This is a genomic window from Streptomyces violaceus, assembly GCF_036014075.1.
Lineage (GTDB): Bacteria > Actinomycetota > Actinomycetes > Streptomycetales > Streptomycetaceae > Streptomyces > Streptomyces violaceus.
In genome coordinates, this window is sequence record NZ_CP107911.1 from 1,610,981 (window position 1) to 1,630,414 (window position 19,434).

The 19,434-nt window shown below is 69.1% G+C and carries 12 protein-coding genes and 2 pseudogenes; 7 read left to right on the forward strand and 7 right to left on the reverse strand.

The genetic code is table 11. The features are described from left to right. Positions 1-20: 20 nt before the first annotated feature. Positions 21-1,826, reverse strand: coding sequence for a gamma-glutamyltransferase (gene ggt / locus OG542_RS07235; protein ID WP_328409220.1), 1,806 nt, complete (start codon positions 1,824-1,826; stop codon positions 21-23). 105 nt (positions 1,827-1,931) lie between these two features. On the opposite strand from ggt, the gene OG542_RS07240 reads away from it, so the two are divergent. Next, a complete protein-coding gene (locus OG542_RS07240) occupies positions 1,932-2,690 on the forward strand; it encodes a hypothetical protein (protein ID WP_328409222.1) in 759 nt (252 codons plus the stop codon). A gap of 116 nt (positions 2,691-2,806) precedes the next feature. Next, positions 2,807-4,375 (forward strand): CocE/NonD family hydrolase, encoded by a 1,569-nt coding sequence (locus OG542_RS07245; protein ID WP_328409223.1) that lies wholly within the window; start codon positions 2,807-2,809, stop codon positions 4,373-4,375. Between the two features lie 223 nt (positions 4,376-4,598). Here the strand turns inward: OG542_RS07245 and OG542_RS07250 are convergent, their stop codons facing one another. Continuing rightward, positions 4,599-5,342, reverse strand: coding sequence for an amino acid ABC transporter ATP-binding protein (locus OG542_RS07250; RefSeq protein ID WP_184588676.1), 744 nt, complete (start codon positions 5,340-5,342; stop codon positions 4,599-4,601). A 152-nt stretch (positions 5,343-5,494) separates the two neighbouring features. Then, positions 5,495-5,902 (reverse strand): DUF6278 family protein, encoded by a 408-nt coding sequence (locus tag OG542_RS07255; protein WP_311128563.1) that lies wholly within the window; start codon positions 5,900-5,902, stop codon positions 5,495-5,497. A gap of 219 nt (positions 5,903-6,121) precedes the next feature. Here OG542_RS07255 and OG542_RS07260 point away from each other — a divergent pair, with 219 nt between their 5' ends. Further along, the gene (locus OG542_RS07260; RefSeq protein ID WP_408057731.1) at positions 6,122-7,882 is read left to right on the forward strand and encodes an SGNH/GDSL hydrolase family protein; all 1,761 of its coding nucleotides are present in this window, start codon (positions 6,122-6,124) and stop codon (positions 7,880-7,882) included. A gap of 13 nt (positions 7,883-7,895) precedes the next feature. On the opposite strand, the gene OG542_RS07265 is transcribed toward OG542_RS07260, so the two are convergent. From OG542_RS07265 to OG542_RS40690, 4 genes and pseudogenes are all read right to left on the reverse strand, one after another. Continuing rightward, positions 7,896-8,675 carry an exodeoxyribonuclease III gene (locus OG542_RS07265; protein WP_328409225.1) on the reverse strand — a complete coding sequence of 260 codons (780 nt, stop codon included), beginning with the start codon at positions 8,673-8,675 and terminating at the stop codon, positions 7,896-7,898. Positions 8,676-8,718: 43 nt separating this feature from the next. Next, complete coding sequence (locus OG542_RS07270; protein WP_328409227.1) at positions 8,719-9,354, reverse strand: MBL fold metallo-hydrolase; 636 nt, start codon at positions 9,352-9,354, stop codon at positions 8,719-8,721. A gap of 34 nt (positions 9,355-9,388) precedes the next feature. Continuing rightward, entirely contained in the window at positions 9,389-10,693 is a 1,305-nt protein-coding gene (gene pcaDC, locus OG542_RS07275; RefSeq protein ID WP_328409229.1) for a bifunctional 3-oxoadipate enol-lactonase/4-carboxymuconolactone decarboxylase PcaDC, read from the reverse strand. Between the two features lie 20 nt (positions 10,694-10,713). Continuing rightward, positions 10,714-11,825 (reverse strand): annotated as a pseudogene (locus OG542_RS40690) (IS110 family RNA-guided transposase). Between the two features lie 798 nt (positions 11,826-12,623). Between OG542_RS40690 and OG542_RS07290 the strand changes: the two are divergent. From OG542_RS07290 to OG542_RS07310, 4 genes and pseudogenes are all read left to right on the forward strand, one after another. Further along, a pseudogene (locus OG542_RS07290) lies at positions 12,624-12,781 on the forward strand (transposase); the annotation flags it as partial. A 208-nt stretch (positions 12,782-12,989) separates the two neighbouring features. Beyond that, on the forward strand, positions 12,990-13,145 hold the full coding sequence (locus OG542_RS07295; protein WP_328409235.1) for a hypothetical protein: 156 nt from the start codon (positions 12,990-12,992) through the stop codon (positions 13,143-13,145). Positions 13,146-13,711: 566 nt separating this feature from the next. After that, on the forward strand, positions 13,712-14,092 hold the full coding sequence (locus OG542_RS07300; protein WP_328409237.1) for a hypothetical protein: 381 nt from the start codon (positions 13,712-13,714) through the stop codon (positions 14,090-14,092). A gap of 432 nt (positions 14,093-14,524) precedes the next feature. Beyond that, a complete protein-coding gene (locus tag OG542_RS07310; RefSeq protein ID WP_328409239.1) occupies positions 14,525-18,247 on the forward strand; it encodes an RHS repeat protein in 3,723 nt (1,240 codons plus the stop codon). Positions 18,248-19,434 lie beyond the last annotated feature (1,187 nt).

The window sequence follows — 19,434 nt, forward strand, 5'->3', positions numbered from 1 at the left end:
GCACCCGCGGACGAAACCCGTCAGCGAACCGGCCGCACCACCATGGCCGATCCCCCACCCCGCCGCACCGTCTCAGCGGCTGCCAGCCACTTCCCACCCGGCAGCCGCTGAACACCCGTCGCGGCACCGATCTCAGGGTTCGCCTTGAAGGAATGCCCGATCGCCTCGAGCTCCTTCCGCAACCCGGCGTTGTCATACAGCCCGGGCTCCAGCTCGGTCTGAGCGGCATTCCGCTGACTCGCCCGAGGCGCGGCGATCGCATCGACCAACGGCAACCCCCGGTCGACGAACCCGGTGAGCGTCTGCAGAACAGTCGTGATGATCGTCGCCCCACCCGGCGATCCCAGCGCCACCACGGGCCGGTCATGCCGGTCGAGCACGATCGTCGGCGACATCGACGACCGGGGCCGCTTCCCGGGCCCGGGCAGGTTCGGGTCGTGCACGGCGGGGTTCGCCGGCGTGAAGGAGAAGTCCGTCAGCTCGTTGTTGAGGATGAACCCCCGCCCCGGCACGGTGATCCCACTGCCACCCGTCTGCTCGATGGTGAGCGTATAGGCGACGACGTTCCCCCACTTGTCGGCCACCGTCAGGTGCGTGGTGCTGTCGCCCTCGTACGTCGTCGGAGCGGCCTTACCGCCGGATCCACAGCGCGCGGGGTTGCGCGGATCGCCCGGCGCCACCGGACTCGTGAGCACCGCGTCGTCCTTGATGAGGCACTCGCGCGAGTCGGCGAACCTCTGCGACAGCAGTTCCCTCGTCGGCACGTCCTCGAAGGCAGGGTCACCCACCCACCGCCCCCGGTCCGCGAACGCGATCCGGCTCGCCTCGATGAAGCGGTGCAGGTACCGCGCCTTGCTCGCCTTCGACAGGTCGGTCCGCTCCAGGATGTTGAGCGCCTCGCCGACCGTCGTACCGCCGGAGGACGAGGGCGCCATGGAGTAGACGCCCAGGCCGCGGTACGACGTTCTGGCGGGTGCCTGGAGCTTGGTGCGGTAGGCGGCCAGGTCCTTCGCGGACAGGTCGCCGGGGCGGGCGTTCCAGCCGGAGGCCGGGTCGACGGGCGGCTTGTTGACCGTGTCGACGATCTCCTGGCCGAGTCCGCCGCGGTAGATCGCGCCGACACCCTTGTGTCCCAGCTCCGCGTAGGTACGGGCGAGGTCGGGGTTCTTGAAGGTGGAGCCGACGACGGGGAGCCGGCCGCCCGGCAGGAACAGCTCGGTGGTGTCCGGGAAGTAGCGGAAGCGGGTCTCGTTGGACGCCGTCTGCGAACGGAAGGTCTCGTCGACCGTGAAACCGTCGCGCGCCAGCCGCTCGGCCGGCTTCAGGACACTCGCGAGCCGCTTGCTTCCCCACCGGTCCAGCGCCGTCTGCCAGGTGGCGGGCGTGCCGGGCGTGCCGACGCTCAGGCCGCTGCTGACGGCGGCGGCGAACGGGATGGGCTTGCCGTTCTCGGTGAACAGGTTCTTGTCGGCGGACAGCGGGGCGGTCTCGCGGCCGTCGATGGTGCGCACCGTACGGGACTTGGCGTCGTAGTAGACGAAGTAGCCGCCCCCGCCGATGCCGGCGGAGTAGGGCTCGGTGACGCCGAGCGCGGCGGCTGTGGCGACGGCCGCGTCGACGGCGTTGCCGCCCTTGCGCAGGACCTCGATGCCGACGGCCGAGGCGTCCGGGTCGACGCTGGAGACGGCGCCGCCGTAACCGACGGCCAGGGGCGTTTTCTCACCGCCGGTGGTCTGCGCGGCGGGTGGCGCCGACGCCCCCACCGACATCACTACAGCGGCCGAAACCGCCAGGACCGTCAGATTCCGTGCGACAGGGCGACGCATCCGCACCTCCAGTCAAAGGCCGTTCGCGCAGCTTAATTCATCGCCATGGTCGCGTCAGGCACGCATAGAACACCGGTGCGTCGGCGCCCGCTAGCATGCGCGCCCATGAATGACGACGTGCGCAACATAGTCCTGGGTGTGGTCGCGGCGGGGATCAGCGCCGCGCTGGGCTGGGTGGCCCGCACCTATCTGTGGAAGCGCAGGCTCCGCCGGAAGCAGTCCTTCTTCGGGCTGCCCGACAACTCCGAATCGCTGCTGGTGGTGAACCGGGGCGCCGGGGGGCCCGAATTCGCCGTGATGCGCTACGACGTGTTCGCGCTCCTCGAACTCGCCGCGCTGATCAAGGACTGCAACGCCCACGCCCAGATATTGCCGCACGACACGGCACGTCAGGGCTTCGGCGAGCGGACGGAGTTCTGTGTCGGCGGCCCTGCCTCCAACCGCCGCATGGCGGCCCATCTGTCCTCCCTGCTCCCCGGGGTGCGGGTGAACATGGACTCCGAACCGGGGCCGGACCGGGGATCGTTCCAGATCGGCTCCGAGCGCTACCGCGTGGACAACGGCAAAGAGGAGTACGCGCTGCTCGCCCGGCTGACCGCCCAGCGCAGCCAGAACACCCGGCCCGTCTACCTCTTCTGCGGCCAGACCTCGATCACCAACCAGGCCACCACCCGTTACCTCGCCCGCAATCACGAGAAACTGGCCCGCAAGTACGGCAACAGCTCCTTCGCGCTGCTGCTGAAGGTGATCAACTCGCAGGCGTACGGGCCGGACGTCGTCGAACTCGTGGACGACGTGACCCAGGCGGCGCAGACTCCGATTCCCGCCGCCGCGAATCCACGCAACAGCCACCGCGCCTCCTGAAGTCCTCCACTTCTCAACAATCGTTACTGGCACGTAACTTACCGACGGGTTACCCCTGGTAAGGGCGCGAGGTTACCGTCTGGTCACTTTGCACTTACACGAGTGAGGAGTGACCCGTGGGACACACCCGCAAGGCCCTGCGCACCACCGCCGTAGGCGCCGTCTCGGCAACCCTGGTCGCCGGCACAGCCCTCGGACTCGCCCCCACCGCACAGGCGGCGCCGAACCCCGTCCGCTTCGTCGACATCACCGGCGACGGTGGCACCGTCCTCAAGGCCAATGTCGTCACCCCGGCCGGGGCCGACGGCACGCACCGCTACCCGCTGCTCGTCATGCCCACGAGCTGGGGCCTGCCCCAGGTCGAATATCTGGCCCAGGCACAGAAACTCGCCGACTCCGGGTACGTCGTGGTCACGTACAACGTGCGCGGCTTCTGGCAGTCGGGCGGCGAGATAGAAGTAGCGGGCCCACCCGACGTCGCCGACGCGTCGAAGGTCATCGACTGGGCGCTCGCTCACACCCCCTCGGACGCCGGGCACATCGGCATGGCGGGCGTCTCCTACGGCGCCGGCATCAGCCTGCTCACCGCGGCGCAGGACAAGCGGGTCAAGGCGGTGGCGTCACTGAGCGGCTGGGCGGACCTGATCGACTCCATCTACGCCGGACGCACCCAGCACGTCCAGGCGTCCGCCCTGCTGGACGGCGCGAGCATCGTCACGGGCCGGCAGAGCGCCGAACTCCGGCAGACCTTCGACGACTTCTACAGCTCCAACCTGGCGAAGGAGCCGGAGCTCATCGCCTGGGGAAAGAAACGTTCCGCTGCTACCTACGTCGACCAGATCAACAAGAACGGCGCGGCGATCATGCTCGCCAACGCCTGGGGCGACACGATCTTCCCGCCCAACCAGTACGCCGACTTCTACGAGAAGCTGACCGGCCCGAAGCGGCTGGAGATGCGGCCCGGAGACCACGCCACGGCCGAGCTGACCGGCCTGTTCGGGCTGCCCAACGACGTGTGGAAGGACACCACGCGCTGGTTCGACCACCACCTCAGGGGCGAGGACAACGGCATCGACCGTGAGCAGCCCGTCCAGCTCAAGTCCCGTTCCGCGGGCGGCTACGAGGGCTACCCGGACTGGAAGTCGGTCGCCGCGACCGACCGGAAGATCGCCCTCGGGGGCACGACCACGATCCGCGCGAACGTGAACTCGGGGGCGGACGGCGGCGTCGTCTTCCTGTCCAGCATCCTCGACCAGGTGGCCCAGCTGCCCCCGATGGCCTCGATCCCGCTGCTTCCCCGCCGCTGGGCCGCCGTGTGGCAGTCGGAGAAGTACACGCAAGCCCAACAGGTGCGCGGCACCGCGAAGTTGCACACGACCCTCACCCCGACCAAGGAGAGCGGCACCCTCGTCGCCTACCTCTACGACGTGGGGCCGCTCGGCCTCGGCAAGCTGGTCTCCAACGCGCCGTACACCTTCCACGGGCGCACCCCCGGAAAGCCGTTCGGCGTCGACCTGGAGCTGAACTCCACGGCCTACGACGTCCCGGCCGGGCATCGCCTCGCCCTGGTCGTCGACACGGTCGACCCGCTCTACATCGAGCACAACCCGTCCGGCGCGCAGCTGACCTTCTCCTCGCCTGCGAACGACCCGTCGTACGTGTCGGTCCCGCTGCGCGAGCAGTGATCTCCGGCTGCCGCCGGACGGGCCTGGCCGATGTGAACCGCCGCCCCCGTGGCCGGAAGGGCCGTGGGGGCCACACCCGGCGGGAACGCCCCGCGGACCGGGCGGGCGGTCTGCTCACCCCTGACGGGATCGGCGGATTTCGGCGAAGTCCCCCTCTCCGACAGGGATGAAGGGCACATCGTAGTCGAGGTCCGATCCGATGAGCCGTCCGGTGCCTGCCCGTTCAGTGCTTGAGGATCTTGGAGAGGAAGTCCTTGGCGCGGTCGCTGGTGGGGTTGGTGAAGAACTCGTCAGGGGTGCGGTCCTCGACGATTCCGCCGTCGGCCATGAAGACGACGCGGTTGGCGGCCGAACGGGCGAAGCCCATCTCGTGCGTGACGACGATCATGGTCATACCGTCGCGGGCCAGCTGCTTCATGACCTCCAGCACCTCGTTGATCATCTCCGGGTCGAGGGCCGAGGTCGGCTCGTCGAAGAGCATCGCCTTGGGCTCCATGGCCAGGGCACGGGCGATGGCCACGCGCTGCTGCTGACCGCCGGAGAGCTGTGCCGGGTACTTGTCCGCCTGGTCGGCGACGCCGACCCGGTCGAGGAGTTCCCGGGAGCGTTTGTCGGCGTCCTCCTTCTTGCGCCCGCGCACCTTGACCTGCCCCAGGGAGAGGTTCTGCAGGACGGTCTTGTGGGCGAAGAGGTTGAACGCCTGGAAGACCATGCCGACGTCGGCGCGCAGGCGGGCCAGGGGCTTGCCCTCCTCGGGCAGCGGCTGTCCGTCGAGGACGATCGTCCCCGACTCGATGGTCTCCAGCCGGTTGATCGCCCGGCACAGTGTCGACTTTCCCGACCCCGAGGGGCCGATGACCACGACCACCTCCCCCTTGCCGACGGTGAGGTTGATGTCCCGCAGGACATGCAGCTCCCCGAAGTGCTTGTTGACGTCACGCAGCTCGATCAGCGGATCTACGGCCATACTCAGCCCTACTCACTCTCAGCTGTGTGGTGGTTGCCGCAACGTATCCAGGCAAGATCGGACTTGTCGGGCGACACGCACTTTTCGATCATTAGCCGTATTTACATCGCACTTTGGCTCAAAGAGTACGACCAAGGGTACGGTCATGGGCCTCACGCCTCCGCGACTTCCGCGTAAAGCTGCGACAGCTCGGGCACGCCGTACGCGGCCCACTCGTGCCCGGAGTCCACGACGTCGAACTCCCTCCCGGAGGTGAGCCGCACGACGGGCTGACCGTCGGAACGGATCTCCCATGCTGCTCCCGGCACGGAGCGCACGATGACGGTGCCCAGGTAGAGCCCGGCGTCGTTGCCGAGCCAGGCCAGGGTCTCCTCGTCGTCCCGCCAGCGCGGCAGCAACTGGTCCAGCGCCTCCAGCGAGGCCGCCGAGTCGTCCAGCCGGACCCCCGCCCGGGACGCCTGGGAGCGGAGCAGTTCGCACTCGGCGAGCAGGTCCGCGATGCCCGCGGGGTCGGGGAACCCGACCTTCTGGCGCCGGTTGCCCAGGAAAGGGATGTTCATACGTCCAGCGTGTCATTCGTACCCCCGTACGCACCACAGGCGCGCGGGCCTTCGGTGACGGTCGAGTTCACGCCGAGTTCGCGCATGGCTCGTTGACGAGTCCCTGATGTCTCCCTAGCTTCACCGTGCGTCGTGCGTCACGGCTTTCGTCGTGTCTTCTGTTCCGTCCCTGCGTTTGATGTTGTCGCGTCGTGTGTCGATGAGCGGGAGGAGTCGGCCGTGCGCCGATGTGTCCGGGGGGTCCTGGTCGTCCTGACCCTGTGCGGGTCCTTGATCTCGGCGGTATCGGCGCAGGCCGTCGAGGAGAGACGGGCCGCGCCGGTCCCGCTTGAGCGGCTGTTCGACAACATCGCCGTGAGCGACGACAGCCGGCCCGCGGCGGCCGACTTCGACGGCGCCGGTGCCTCCCTGTCGGCGCGGGACCTCACGGCCGCGGGCTGGGCGCCCGGCCGCACCCTGACCGTCCAGGGGGCCCGGCTGACCTGGCCGCGGCGGCAGGCGGGCGAGCCGGACAACGTCCGCGCCGCAGGGCAGAACGTGCGCGTCACGGGGCGTGGCGACGCCCTCGCCTTCCTGGTGGCGGGCACGGCCGGCACGGAGGCGGGCGGCCCGGGCACGGTCACGTACGCGAACGGCACCCGCTCCGGTTACCGGCTGACCGCGCCCGACTGGCGCACCGGGCCGCTCGCGACGAAAGCGGTTGCCCTGCCGCACGTCAACACGCCCGGCGGGCAACTCGCCGAGCAGGCCCGCCTGTACGTCGTGACGGTGCCGCTGACGCCGGGGCGCGAGCTCGCCTCGGTCCGGCTGCCGCGCGCCGCCGGACTGCACGTCTTCGCGGTGTCGGTACGCACCGCCACGCAGGGCTGGACGGGCAGCTGGACGACGTCGACGGGCGGCTACGCGGCCGTGGGGCCCTGGACGGACCGGACGCTGCGGCTGGTGGTGCGCACGTCGGCGGGCGGGCCCCGGGTGCGGATGCGGTTCGACAACACCTTCGCGGCGGCCCCGGTACGGATCGGCGGCGCGACGGTCGCCGTGCAGGCGTCGGGCGCGGCGGCACGCGGGACGCCGGTGCCGCTGTCCTTCGGCGGTGCGCAGAGCGTGGAGATCCCGGCCGGGGCCCAGGCGTACAGCGATCAGCTGGGCTTCGCGGTACCGGCGGACGCCAACCTGCTGGTCAGCTTCCATCTGCCCGGCCCGGTGCCGGCGGCGCCCCTGCACCGGCTCGCGCAGCAGCGGTCGTACGTCAGCGAGCCCGGCGACCACGCGGCGGACGGCTCCGCCGGGGCGTACACCTCGGTGATCACCAGCTGGCCGCTGCTCGCCGGGGTCGACGTGAGCGGCGGGCCCGGGTCCGTGGTGCTGCTCGGGGACTCGATCACCGACGGCGACAAGTCCACGGTGGACGCGAACCGGCGGTGGCCGAACGTGCTGGCCGGCCGGCTGCTGCGGCAGAGCGCCGTGCCGCGCTACGGGGTGCTGAACCAGGGTGTCTCGGGCAACCGTGTGGTCACCGACCGGTATCCCGGCGACGGGGTGTCCACGGACACGGCCGGGGTGAGTGCCCTGCACCGGTTCGACCGGGACGTCCTCGCCCAGCCGTCGGCCCGTACGGCGATCGTCTTCGAGGGCGTCAACGACGTGCGCTGGGGCACCTCGGCGGAGCAGGTGATCGCGGGGATGCGGGAGCTGGCGGCGCGCGGGCGGGCCCGGGGGCTCAGGATGCTCGCGGCGACGATCCTGCCGTGCGAGGGCGAGACGCGGTGCACGGCAGCCGTCGACGCCGAGCGGGTCGCGGTGAACGAGTGGATCCGCGAGGGCGGTGTCTTCGACGGGGTGCTCGACTTCGACGCCGTGGTACGCGACCCGGCCGACCCCGCACGGATGCTGCCCGCGTACGACAGCGGCGACCACCTGCATCCCGGCGATGCGGGGCTGGCGGCGCTGGCGGACTCGGTGGATCTGCGGCTGCTGTGAGCCGGGCCGGGCTCTAGAGGTCCAGGTCGACCACGACCGGGGCGTGGTCCGACGCGCCCTTGCCCTTGCGCTCCTCGCGGTCCACGTACGCGTCCTTGACCGCCCCCGTGAACGGCGCGTTGGCATACACGAGGTCGATGCGCATGCCGCGGTTCTTCGGGAAGCAGAGCTGGCGGTAGTCCCAGTACGTGAAGGGGTGCTCGTACTTCAGGGGCCGCGGGACCACGTCCGACAGGCCCGCCTCGCGCAGGGAGGCCAGGGCGGCTCGCTCGGCCACGGTGACGTGGGTCGCGCCCTCGAAGGCCGCGCGGTCGAAGACGTCGTCGTCCGTCGGCGCCACGTTGTAATCGCCCATCACCGCGAAGGGGCGGCTGCCGACCGCGTCACCGGCGACGGCGGCCTTGAGGGACTCGAGCCACTGGAGCTTGTAGGCGTAGTGCGGGTGGTCCACCTCGCGGCCGTTCGGCACGTACACCGACCAGACGCGGAGCGGGCCGCAGGTCGCCGAGATGGCGCGGGGCTCCACCGAGCCGTCGAAACCGGGGTCGCCGGGCAGGCCCTTGACGACGTCCTCGATGCCGACGCGGGAGAGCACCGCCACGCCGTTCCACCGACCGGTCGCGTGGACCGCCGACTCGTAGCCCAGCTCGCGCAGTTGCTCCACGGGGAACTGCTCCTCGGCGACCTTGGCCTCCTGGAGGCACAGCACGTCCGTACCGCTGCTCTCCAGCCAGGCCAGGAGCCTCGGCAGGCGGGCGGTGATCGAGTTCACGTTCCAGGTCGCGATGCGCATGTCCCACAACCTACCCGGAGGGTCTGACAACGCCGCCCGGGCCTCAGAGGTCGGCCGACGCCCCGGGGGTGAGCCGCAGGTGTTCCGCCCCGCCGAGGCCGCCGATCTGGCGGTCGTAGATCGGGCGCGCGAGGTCGGTGAGGTAGGCGTCGTGGATGTCGTAGGCGCGCTGCGGCTGAACCTCGCGGACGTAGTCGATGACCTCGGAGATCTTGCTCCACGGGGCCATGACCGGGAGCATCAGCGTCTGCACCGGGTGGTCGGGGACCGTGAAGGCGTCGCCGGGATGGAAGACCTTACCGCCGTCGACGAGGTAGCCCACGTTGGTGATGCGCGGGATGTCCGGGTGGATCACCGCGTGGAGTTCGCCGTGGACCTGGACGTCGAAGCCGGCGGCGGTGAAGCTGTCGCCGTGGCCGACGGTGTGCACGCGGCCGGGGAAGGCGGACGAGATCGTCTCCGCGACCGACCGCAGGGTCCAGATCTCCGCGGCCGGGTTGTTCTCCATCGCGGCGCGCAGCCGGAGCTCGTCGAAGTGGTCGGGGTGCTCGTGGGTGACGAGGATCGCGTCCGCGCCGAGCGCGGCGTCCTCCTCGCTGAACCCGCCGGGGTCGAGGACGAGGGTCCGGCCGTCCTTCTCCAGGCGGACGCAGGCGTGCGACTTCTTCGTGAGCTTCATGAGTCCATCCTGCCTTCCGGGGTCGCGCGCACCCTCACTCCTGGGGCGTGGTCTCCTCGCGGATGACCTGCTGGGCCACCTTGAACGCGCTGTTCGCCGCCGGTACGCCGCAGTAGACGGCCGCCTGGAGCAGCACCTCCTTGATCTCGCCCGGGGTGAGGCCGTTGCGCAGGGCGGCGCGGGTGTGGAAGGCCAGCTCGTCCAGGTGGCCGCCGGCGACCAGGGCGGTGAGGGTGACGCAGCTGCGGGTGCGCCGGTCGAGCCCGGGGCGGTCCCAGATCTCGCCCCAGGCGTAGCGGGTGATGAACTCCTGGAAGTCCCCGGAGAAGTCGTCGGCCTGCGCCAGCGCCCGGTCGACGTGCGCGTCGCCCAGCACCTCGCGGCGGACCTTGATCCCGGCGTCGTACGGGTCGGGCCGCCCCTGCGCCGGGGGTGCCACGACCGGGGCGATCTCGGCGACGGGCCCGGACTGGAGGGGCTGCGGCGGTGCCGGGGACAGGACCGGCTTGAGGGCGGCCGCGGGCAGGGCCGTCTGGCCGGTGGAGGTCTCGAAGGCGGGCTGCCAGGCGGTGGAGAAGTGCCGCACCAGGAGGTCGGTGACCGCCGCGGGCTGCTCCACCGGCACCAGGTGGGAGGCGCCGGGAACGACGGCCAGGCGGGCGTCCGGGATGCCGGCGACCAGGGTGCGGGCCTCGGCGGGGCCGGTGACCTGGTCGTCCGAGCCGACGAGGACCAGGGTCGGCACGCCGACGCGGCCGAGTTCGGCGCGGACGTCGAACGAGGCGAGCGCCTCGCAGGCGGCGATGTAGCAGCCGGGGTCGGTGGTGCGGACCATCTGCACGGCCCACTCGGTGATCGCGGGCTGCGCGGCGGCGAATCCGCCGGTGAACCAGCGCTCAGGCGAGGTGCGGGCGATGGGGTCGAGGCCGTTCGTGCGGACGATCACGCCTCTCTGCCGGAACTCGTCGGCCGTGCCGAAGCGGGGAGAGGCCGCGATCAGCGCCAGGGAGGCGAGCCGCTCGGGGTGGCGCAGGGCCAGCTCGATGCCGACCGCACCGCCGAGCGCGCAGCCCGCGTAGCCGAAGCGCTGCACGCCGAGCCCTTCGAGGGTGGCCAGCAGCCGTGTGGTGAGGTCGTTGACCGAGCCCGCCGGGTACGCGGGAGCGCCGCCGTGTCCCGGCAGGTCGAACCGGAAGACGCGCCAGTGCTTGATCAGCTCGGGGATCTGGCGGTCCCACATGTGCCATGTGGTACCCAGTGAGGGACCCAGGATCAGGACGGGAGCGTCTTCTGGCCCGTCAAAGCGGTATTGCAGGGTGTTCGGTGGTGTCTCGCTCACCCGTCTGAGCCTCTCATCTGTCACGACAGCCCCAATGAGCGGGGGGCTGGCTGTAGCTGTTTTACCAGGTGGAAGACCTCCCGGGCCGCGTAGCGTTTGAGGCAGCGGACGATTTCGCGCCGCGTCTTGCCCTCCTTGATCCGGCGCTCGTAGTAGTCCTGGGTGCGCGGGTCGACCCGCAGGCGGGTGAACACGATGCGGTGAAGCGCGGCGTTGGCCTGCCGGTCGCCGCCGCGGTTGAGGCGACGGAATTGCCTGCGTCCCGAGGAACGCTCGACCGGGCTGACCCCGCACAGCGCGGCGAACGACGCCTCGCTGTCCAGCCGTTCCGGGTTGTCCCCCACCGTGATCAGCAACGTGACCGCCGTGTCCGGGCCGATCCCCACCACGTCGAGCAGCTGCGGGGCATGCCGTTCCACAAGCCGGGTCAGACGAGCCTCCACGTCGCGGACCTCCTCGGAGAGCTGGCGATCCGGTGGGCCAGCAGTCCCAGCGTGATCCGGGTGGCCTCCACCACTGACTCCGCGCCGGCCTCCTCGCGACTACGCGCATCGGTGAACTGTGCGCAGGTGCGGAAGAGTTCGGCATTGCCCAGTCCGGCCAGTTCCTCCCGCAAGACGGGGTCCGCAGTGACGAGTACGGCTTTGAGCTGGTTGATGGCCTGGGTGCGGGCTTTGACGGCCGACGCCTTCGTGAGTTTGTACATTCGCGCGATCTGTACCGGCCCGTCGCCCGTTTTGGCCCGAGCGGAGGCCCGCCCGCTCAACACGGCTCGCGCCGCATTCTGGGCATCGAGCTGATCCGACTTGCCACGCCGCCGGCGATCCGCCCGGTCCATCCAGTTCACGTCGAACACGTCCACACCCTGGGCCAGCAGATAGCGGGACAGGGACGCTCCATAGGAGCCGGTCCCCTCCACCCCGGCCCGCCTCACGGCTCCCGACTTCCTGGCCCACTTCAGCAGATCACGGTATCCAGCCGCGGTGGCCGGGAACTCGTCGGTGGCAAGGACTGCCCCTGTCACGGAGAGCACCGAGGCTACGTGGGCATCCCGGTGCGTATCCACTCCCAGAACCACCTCCCCTGCCGGGCGACGACGGCCGGTCTTGGGAGCAGGCGACGTACTGGGCACGGTCGAACCAGACATGCCCGTTCCTCTCCTCCCGTCCGATACCACGTCGCGTTGCCGGTACCGGGCCGCGTCAGACGGTCAGAATCGTGAGGACGCCACAACTATCGACAGGCCCCTATCGGGACACACCCCGCCAGCCCGGCACCGACAACGCACCATCCCCGACCACCGGCCGACACTGTGACACCAGGACACTTCAGTCAGAAATATCATGAGTCAGACCATGGGCCCGGGACAGCACCCGCCCATCCTCCCGCCCCCATCTCACCACCACTCAGGAACCGCAGGACATGCTCAATCCCCTTCACGCAACACCCCGAAACTGATCCCGACCGAGCGCAACAGCACGTAAAGGCAAGCAGTGCGATCAGAGGTCACCAGCGGCAAGAGCGGGGACCTGGGCGCCGACCTCGTCAGCCACCTCACCGATGGCCTCGCGCTGGCCACGTAAGACTGCACATCATGCACCGGGCCCTGTAGTGGGCACCGCACCCCGATCGCCGAGCTGCCCCAACGGGCGCGCTTGCCGGCGCCCGGGACCCGGATGCATACCTTGACATCCGTCTTGCCCAAGTCGGCGCCCCCGCACCGCTCTTCGACCACATCCATGTCCCGCCCCGCCCTTCCTGACGGTCAGGAGGGTGCCGGGCCAGTCGAAACGGCGCGGGAATCCGGGACGCGGGTCGTACATAGCCCCGCCCGTCGGCGTTCGACCGCCCCGCACGCGGGGGGGGCGACGCGGGCGTCGATTCCGCAGCCCATGGTCACGCGAGCAGCCTGCCCCGCACCTCACCGCTCGACGTCGGCCCCTCACCCGTCGACCGGGCTGTCCCGGCTCCAAACACCACCTGCTCGTCGACCGTCGCGGAACCCCGCTCGCCGTCACGCTCACGGGTGGCAACCGGCACGACGTCACCCAGCTGCTGCCACTGCTGGACGCCGTCCCATCGATCCGGCGCTCTTGAAGCCACCGGTCCCGGGATCAATTTGTCCCACGGAACCGTGAACGTATTGCCCGGCCAGGTTGGGACGGATGCAAGGAAGTGGGCGGTTGTGGCATTTGCGGCCGAGCGTACGTCGTGTGGGGTGCAAACGACGGGCGGGGTACGGTTCGGGTCGGACAGCGCAGCGCTCCGGCGAGTAAGCGAGTGGGAGGGAAGCCGGGTGGCAGAGCGGTACCGCGTGGAGTGGACCTACGAGGGCAGCTCGATGGCGTCATACGACACCTATGACCTTGCCGACGCCGAACGCTACCTGGCCAGGGTCATGGAAGACCCGATCGCCAAGGACGTCAGGATCGTCGAGGCCGAGCCCGAGTAGCGGGCGTCGACGCGCGGCGTCGGCCGGCGCCTGCCAGGTGCCATGGCAGGTCGGACTTCATGCGATTCAGGGCCCGGTGTTTGCGGCGAACACGGATTCTGTGGTGCCGCGGTCATCACCGCCGGCGCGAGGGGACGTCTTTCGTCCGCTCATGGAGGTCGCCCACGCCCCGCTACTCAACGGGCTTCTGTGCAGTCGTCTTGTCAGGCTTGCCCCGGAAGCGTTCGGCGGGAGTGCGCCTGCCCTGGCGGAAAGCGGCGAGCCCGGCGTCGAAACCTATCGCGGATCCCACGAACAGAACCGACTCGTCGCATCCCACGAGGATGCTTCCTCCACCCCGGACGCCGGCTGGCCACACACAGATTCCGAGTCCGTCGGGCAACTCCCGTACGGTGAGCGCTCCAGCAGCGCCGAGGTCCCCAAAGAGCGTCGCTGCTATGCGTGCCAGGCGATGGACATCCATGTCACACTCCCCTTCGTTCCACCCGGAACGTACCTTCTCACGGGCAAGGCAGAGTGCCTGGCGGCGTCACCTGCTTGGCGCTTGCCCTTAAACCTTCCGCATTTTGAAGAAGGAGCTTGTTGTGGATGCCGCCACGGCTCGATTCATTGCAACCGTCGCGGCTCTGCCGCCCGAGGCTCTCGCCGCCGCGTTCGACCACGCCGTCAGCCGGCGTCGGCAGGGCGGCCGTGAGGCGAGCCGTGCCCTCCGGCTCTCCGCATCGGAAAATTCCGAGCTCGACCACGCCGTAAGGTCGGCACTGCTTCCGCGAAGTGAGGAACTCAACGCATACCGCGCGGGACTCCACTCGGATGCCAAGTCCGTCTGCGTGATCGCAGCCAGGGCCGTACGGAAACCCGCCACGCTCCCAGCCGAGCAGTACGCCCTCCTCACCGCCCCGTTCACAGTCGTCGGTGTCGCAGTCCCCCGCCACCACGCCAACTAAGAGCTCGTAATGCGATCTTGTTGAGGTGTCCTGGTCGGGCGTGTCCGGCTGGTTGATTTGGCCGTTCGTGATGGTGTGAGTACGCGGCCGTGGATCGTGGACGACGACTTGTGGGCGCTGATCGAGCCGCTGCTGCCGCCCTGGCCGGAGCCGTCGCCGGGGCCTCGGCCGGTGCCCGACCGGTTGTGCCTGCAAGGGCATCCTGTATGTCCTGCGCAACGACATAGCTTGGCAACTGCTGGGAGAACCGCAGTCCCGTCGACGGCTTCTCCTTCGGCCAAGCACCTGGCGGACGGGTCACGGTCCGCTTCCTGCCCGACAGCATTTGGGACCGCCTCCTGCTGAAGTGCCTCGGGCAGCACCGAGCCGCTGGCCGTCGTCGTCGACCGCAACGCCGACGGCGCTGCTGCACAAGACATCGGTCCCGGGTCCGTGAACCTGCTCACGGGTAATTACACGATTGACGAGACGGACACCTCCTACTACGGCATGGGAGTGAACCGCACTGCCTCCTCCCGCACCCCCGAAGCAGGAGCGAAACAGGAGGGCCAGGCGGCGATCTTCGGCAAGGAATGGGTTGCCGGCACCACCGCGGAACTGACCGACTCGGACTACTCCCACGTGAAGCAGATCTCGGCCACGGCCGTGTCCGTCGTCACCGCCGACGGCAGCGAGGTGCACTTCACGGCCAACGCAGCCAAAACCGGCTGGGTCCCCGAGCCCGGCTCGGAGCACCTCACCCTCAAGGGCAGCACCAGTGGTTCCTTCACTCTCTCCGACACCGAAGGCACGGTGACGGAGTTCACCAAGCCCGACAGCGGCGCAACCACCTGGCAGGTCTCCAGCACTCTGCTGGACGGGCTGTCCAACTCCACGATCACGGTGATCTCCGAGGCGGTGACGGTGAGCGGGGCGAAGCTGGCCCGTCCCAAGCGGATCATCGCCCCAACCTCGGCGGTGTCCGCGGCGACCTGTAACACGACGCCCACCACCAAGGGCTGCCGAGTGCTGGAGTTCGTCTACGCGACGTCCACCACGGCTACGCTCGACTCGTTCGGCGACTACACGGGACAGGTCAAGGAGATCCTGCTCTACGCGTCCGGAAAGGGTGCTTCATCCGCTACCGCCAGGGCTGTAGCAACGTACCGCTACGACGCCGGGGGCCGTCTGCGCCAGTACTGGAACCCCCGCCTGGCCCAGTCGACACAGACCCAGTACACGTACGACACTGCGCGCCATGTCACGTCCTACAGGACGTCCACCGACCAGCCGTGGACCTTCACGTACGGCAAGGCTGGCTCGACCGCAGCCGCTGGTGACGGCATGCTGCTCAAGGCGAGTCGCCCGGCACTCAAGCAGGGCACCACTGACACGGTCGAAGGCACTGCGGCCACGACCGTCGTCTATGACGTCCCGCTCACTGGTACCGCTGCCCCCTACAAGTTGGGTGTCTCGGACGTAATGGCGTGGAGCCAGACTGACGCCCCGACCGACGCCACCGCCGTTTTCCCAGCCGACGTCACACCGGCCTCGAATTCGGGCAGTGACCTGAGTGGCGGTTCCTACACCCGCGCCGAGACCCATTACCTCGGCGTCTCCGGCCGCGAGGTCAACACAGCATCTCCGGGCGGGCACATCGCGACCATCGAATACGACCGCTTCGGCAACACAGTGCGCGTGCTCACCGCCGCCAACCGGTCTGTCGCCCTTGGTCTCACCGCGACCGACAAGGCGACGCAGTCGGACCTCGGCATCGCCCAGCTGACCACTGCTGAGCGCGCGGACCTACTGGCCACCCGCACCGTCTACAACGGCACCGGCATTCGCGAGCTGGAGAAGTTGGGCCCGCTGCACCGGATCGACCTCACCGCGGACCTGAAGTCCGGCACGACCACCCTCGCCTCAGGCGGCTCCTCGGTGACCGCCCGCACCTGGACGGTTAACGAGTACGACGGGGACCGTCCGACGGACGGCACCGCCAAGATCAGGGACCAGATCACCAAGACGACGGTCGGTGCCCAGGTCCGGGAGCACCCCACTGTCCACGGCGATACCCGGGTCACGCAGACCGTCTACGACTGGGCCAAGGGGCTGCCGGTCAAGACGATCCAGGATCCGAACGGGACGGCCCTCACCACGGCGAGGGAGTACGACGCCCAGGGACGGATCAAAAAGGAGCAGCTACCCGGCGCCACCGGCACCGATGCCGCGACGCAGGTGACCACCTACTGGTCCGCCACGGGCACCGGCACCTGCGCCGGTCGCCCGGAATGGGCCGACCTGCTCTGCTCAACCGGCCCGGCCGGGACCATCACTGGCGGCGGCAACAACCCGGCCCAACTGCCCACCTCCACGTACGAATACGACTCCTGGGATAACACCACGGCGGTGATCGCCACCGCCAACGGCGTGACCCGCACCACCAGCACGACATACGACGACGCCGGCCGCCCGACCACCACGACGGTGACCGGCGGCACGGGACAGGCCGTCCCGACCACCAACATCGGCTACGACAGCACCACCGGCCGCCAGGTCACGACCAGTTCGGCAACGGCCGGCACCATTACCAAGGTCTACGACACGCTGGGTCGCCAGGTCTCCTACACGGACGCCGACGGCGGAACCACCACGGCCGAGTACGACCTCAGCGACCGCCCGGTCAAAACCACGGACAACTCCCCGTCAACCGTCACCTACACATACGACGCGGCCGTCGAGCCGCGCGGTCTGGCGACCAAGGCCACCGACTCGGTCGCGGGCGCCTTCCAGACCACGTACGACGCCGACGGCACCCCGAGCACCGAGAAGCTGCCCGGCGGATACAGCCTGACGGTCGTCAAGAACCCCGCAGGCGAGATCGCCGAGCGCACCTACACTCGCGACAGCGACAGCACCCTGGTGTACTCCGACACCGTCACGTCGTCCGTGCACGGCCAGGCCACCTCGCACGCCGGGTGGTCCGACCAGACCTACCGTTACGACGCTGTCGGACGTCTGGCCGAGGTACAGGACACGTCGGCAACGGTCTGCACCCGCCGGTCCTACACGTTCGACGCCCGTGCGAATCGCAAGTCGCTGACGACGGCCACGGGCAATCCGGGCGTGGACTGCCCCACCAGCGGAGGCACGACCGTCTCCAGCACCTACGACAGCGGCGACCGCATCGTCGACACCGGCTACACCTACGACGCCTTCGGCCGCACCACGGCCCTTCCCGGCAACGGCACCATCAGCTACTACACGAACGACCGCGTGTACCAGCAGATCGCCAACGGTCAGCGGCAGACGTGGCAACTGGACCCCGACCTGCGCCTGCGATCGTGGAAGACAGAAACGGGCAGCGGCAGCACCTGGACCGAGACCGGCACCAAGCTGAACCACTACAGCGGTGACGACGACGGACCCCGCTGGATCGTCGAGAACACAGCCACAGGAGAGATCACCCGCAACGTCGACTCCCTCTCCGGCGACCTCGGTGCCGTAACCGGCAAAACCGGCGGCACCGTACTGCAGCTCAGCAACATCCACGGCGACGTCGCCCTGCAGCTCCCGCTTGACCCCTCCCGGGCCCCGACCGCCCTGGACAGCGACGAGTACGGCAACCCCAGGGCGGGCCAGTCCGCCACCCGCTACAACTGGCTCGGCGCAAAGCAACGTTCCACTGAAACCCTCACCGGACTCAGCCTCATGGGCGTGCGTCTCTACAACCCCACAACCGGACGCTTCCTGTCGACCGACCCGGTCTTCGGAGGCAACGCGAACGCGTACGAGTACTGCGTGGGAGACCCCGTCAACTGCTACGACCTCAACGGAACCTTCCGCTACAGCTACTGGAAGAACGCGTGGTGGTCCCCCATCCAGTACTTCTGGCTGTCGGTCAAGTTCACGCGCGGAGAGACAAGGACCCTCGCGTGGGGTGCGGGAGCCGCCGGCGGCCTGCTCGGCATCGTGAAGGACTACGTCCCGGGCTACTGGAAGCATGTCGTCAACGGCATGCGCTTCTACGCCTGGTACGTCGCCGTCTCGGCCGGCTGGATCTACTACCACACTCGTGACTGCGCGAAGATCCGCGGTGGATACGCCAAGTTCAAGTGGAGCCCGGTCTGGAAAGGGTGGTACCTCTTGCCCACCGTATGGAGGACCCGATGCTGACCCCGAGGGCGGACCAATGAAACCGAACACCAATCTCCTGATGGGCGTCGCAGAGGCAGTCGCGTGTGTGGCCCTCGCCTGAATCTGCGTCTCAGCAGCGGTAGACGGAGATCACATCGCCTGGCTCTTCGGCTTCGGGAGCCTGACGTTCGCATGGGATCTGTGGCGCAGGTTCGGCAAGACGAGGGGCGAAACGAATCCGACGGGTCAGCGCGGACGCTGATTCACCTACTCCCTACAGGACAGGGGGCTGCCGTGGAGTCACGGTAGCCCCCTGCGCGGCGAATGCGAGCCTGGTCAGCGAGTGGAGTTCCGATTTCGTCTGCGGGCTTTTCGGCGTGCTGCGAGCCCGCCACCGCGTTCCGCATGCCCCACGCTCTGGGCGGAGGGCTCGTCGGCCAGAACCTCGGGCACCGTGCTATCGGGTCGGGCGAACTCATGGCCCTCAGGGTGAGGCTGGTTCAACGCACGGGTCAGCTCCCTGTTGGCGGCCCGCGCTGCTTCCTGCTCGTCCGATCTTTCCTCGATCTCGCCCCTCTTCTCGGCGAGTTCCTGTTCCAACATGGCGATTCGTCTCCGGAGTTGGTCGATGTCCGGTGGGGACCCGATCCCGGACTCGCTCCACCCCTGCTCGCCGAGTTGCCCGGAAAGCCGCCTCTCCAACTGGCGCACCCGCGCGGCAAGACGGGTGTTCCGTTCCTGAGCGTTGGCCAGGTCAGCCTGCAAGGATGCTCGGCGGACCGCGGCCAGCCCCGGCAGCCACCGCCTTACCGACGAGTCCGTCGGCGCCATCGACCCACCCAGCGCCGTCACCCCCGACATCACCGGAACGGACGCAGTTCTCTTCGAGAACCGGACCTGGCACACCGGAGGCATCAACCTCTCCGGCCGGCCCCGCATTGGCCTGATGCTCCAGTACGGGTATCGCTGGCTCCACCCCGTCGATGACCGGCCACGGAGCTTCGAGCGGACCCCGCTCTCACCTCCATAGAACAGCAGCTCTTGGGCCTGCCCGACCGCCACCCAAACGGATCCCTCGCCAAGGGCAGCGGAGCCGCCCCTATGCGCTCGTGGTGGCAGTCCGGCCCGTCTGTTGCACACTGCCGCTAGAGCCAGGGGTACGCCCCAACGCCCCCACCGGTACGAGCACCACGAGGGAGCACGACATCGTGAGCGAGGTCGACCGC

Coding starts and splice junctions, on each gene's coding strand:
- OG542_RS07240 (WP_328409222.1), top strand. CDS start 1,932: ATGAATGACGACGTGCGCAACATAGTCCTGGGTGTGGTCGCGGCGGGG.
- OG542_RS07255 (WP_311128563.1), bottom strand. CDS start 5,902: ATGAACATCCCTTTCCTGGGCAACCGGCGCCAGAAGGTCGGGTTCCCC.
- OG542_RS07250 (WP_184588676.1), bottom strand. CDS start 5,342: ATGGCCGTAGATCCGCTGATCGAGCTGCGTGACGTCAACAAGCACTTC.
- OG542_RS07270 (WP_328409227.1), bottom strand. CDS start 9,354: ATGAAGCTCACGAAGAAGTCGCACGCCTGCGTCCGCCTGGAGAAGGAC.
- ggt (WP_328409220.1), bottom strand. CDS start 1,826: ATGCGTCGCCCTGTCGCACGGAATCTGACGGTCCTGGCGGTTTCGGCC.
- OG542_RS07265 (WP_328409225.1), bottom strand. CDS start 8,675: ATGCGCATCGCGACCTGGAACGTGAACTCGATCACCGCCCGCCTGCCG.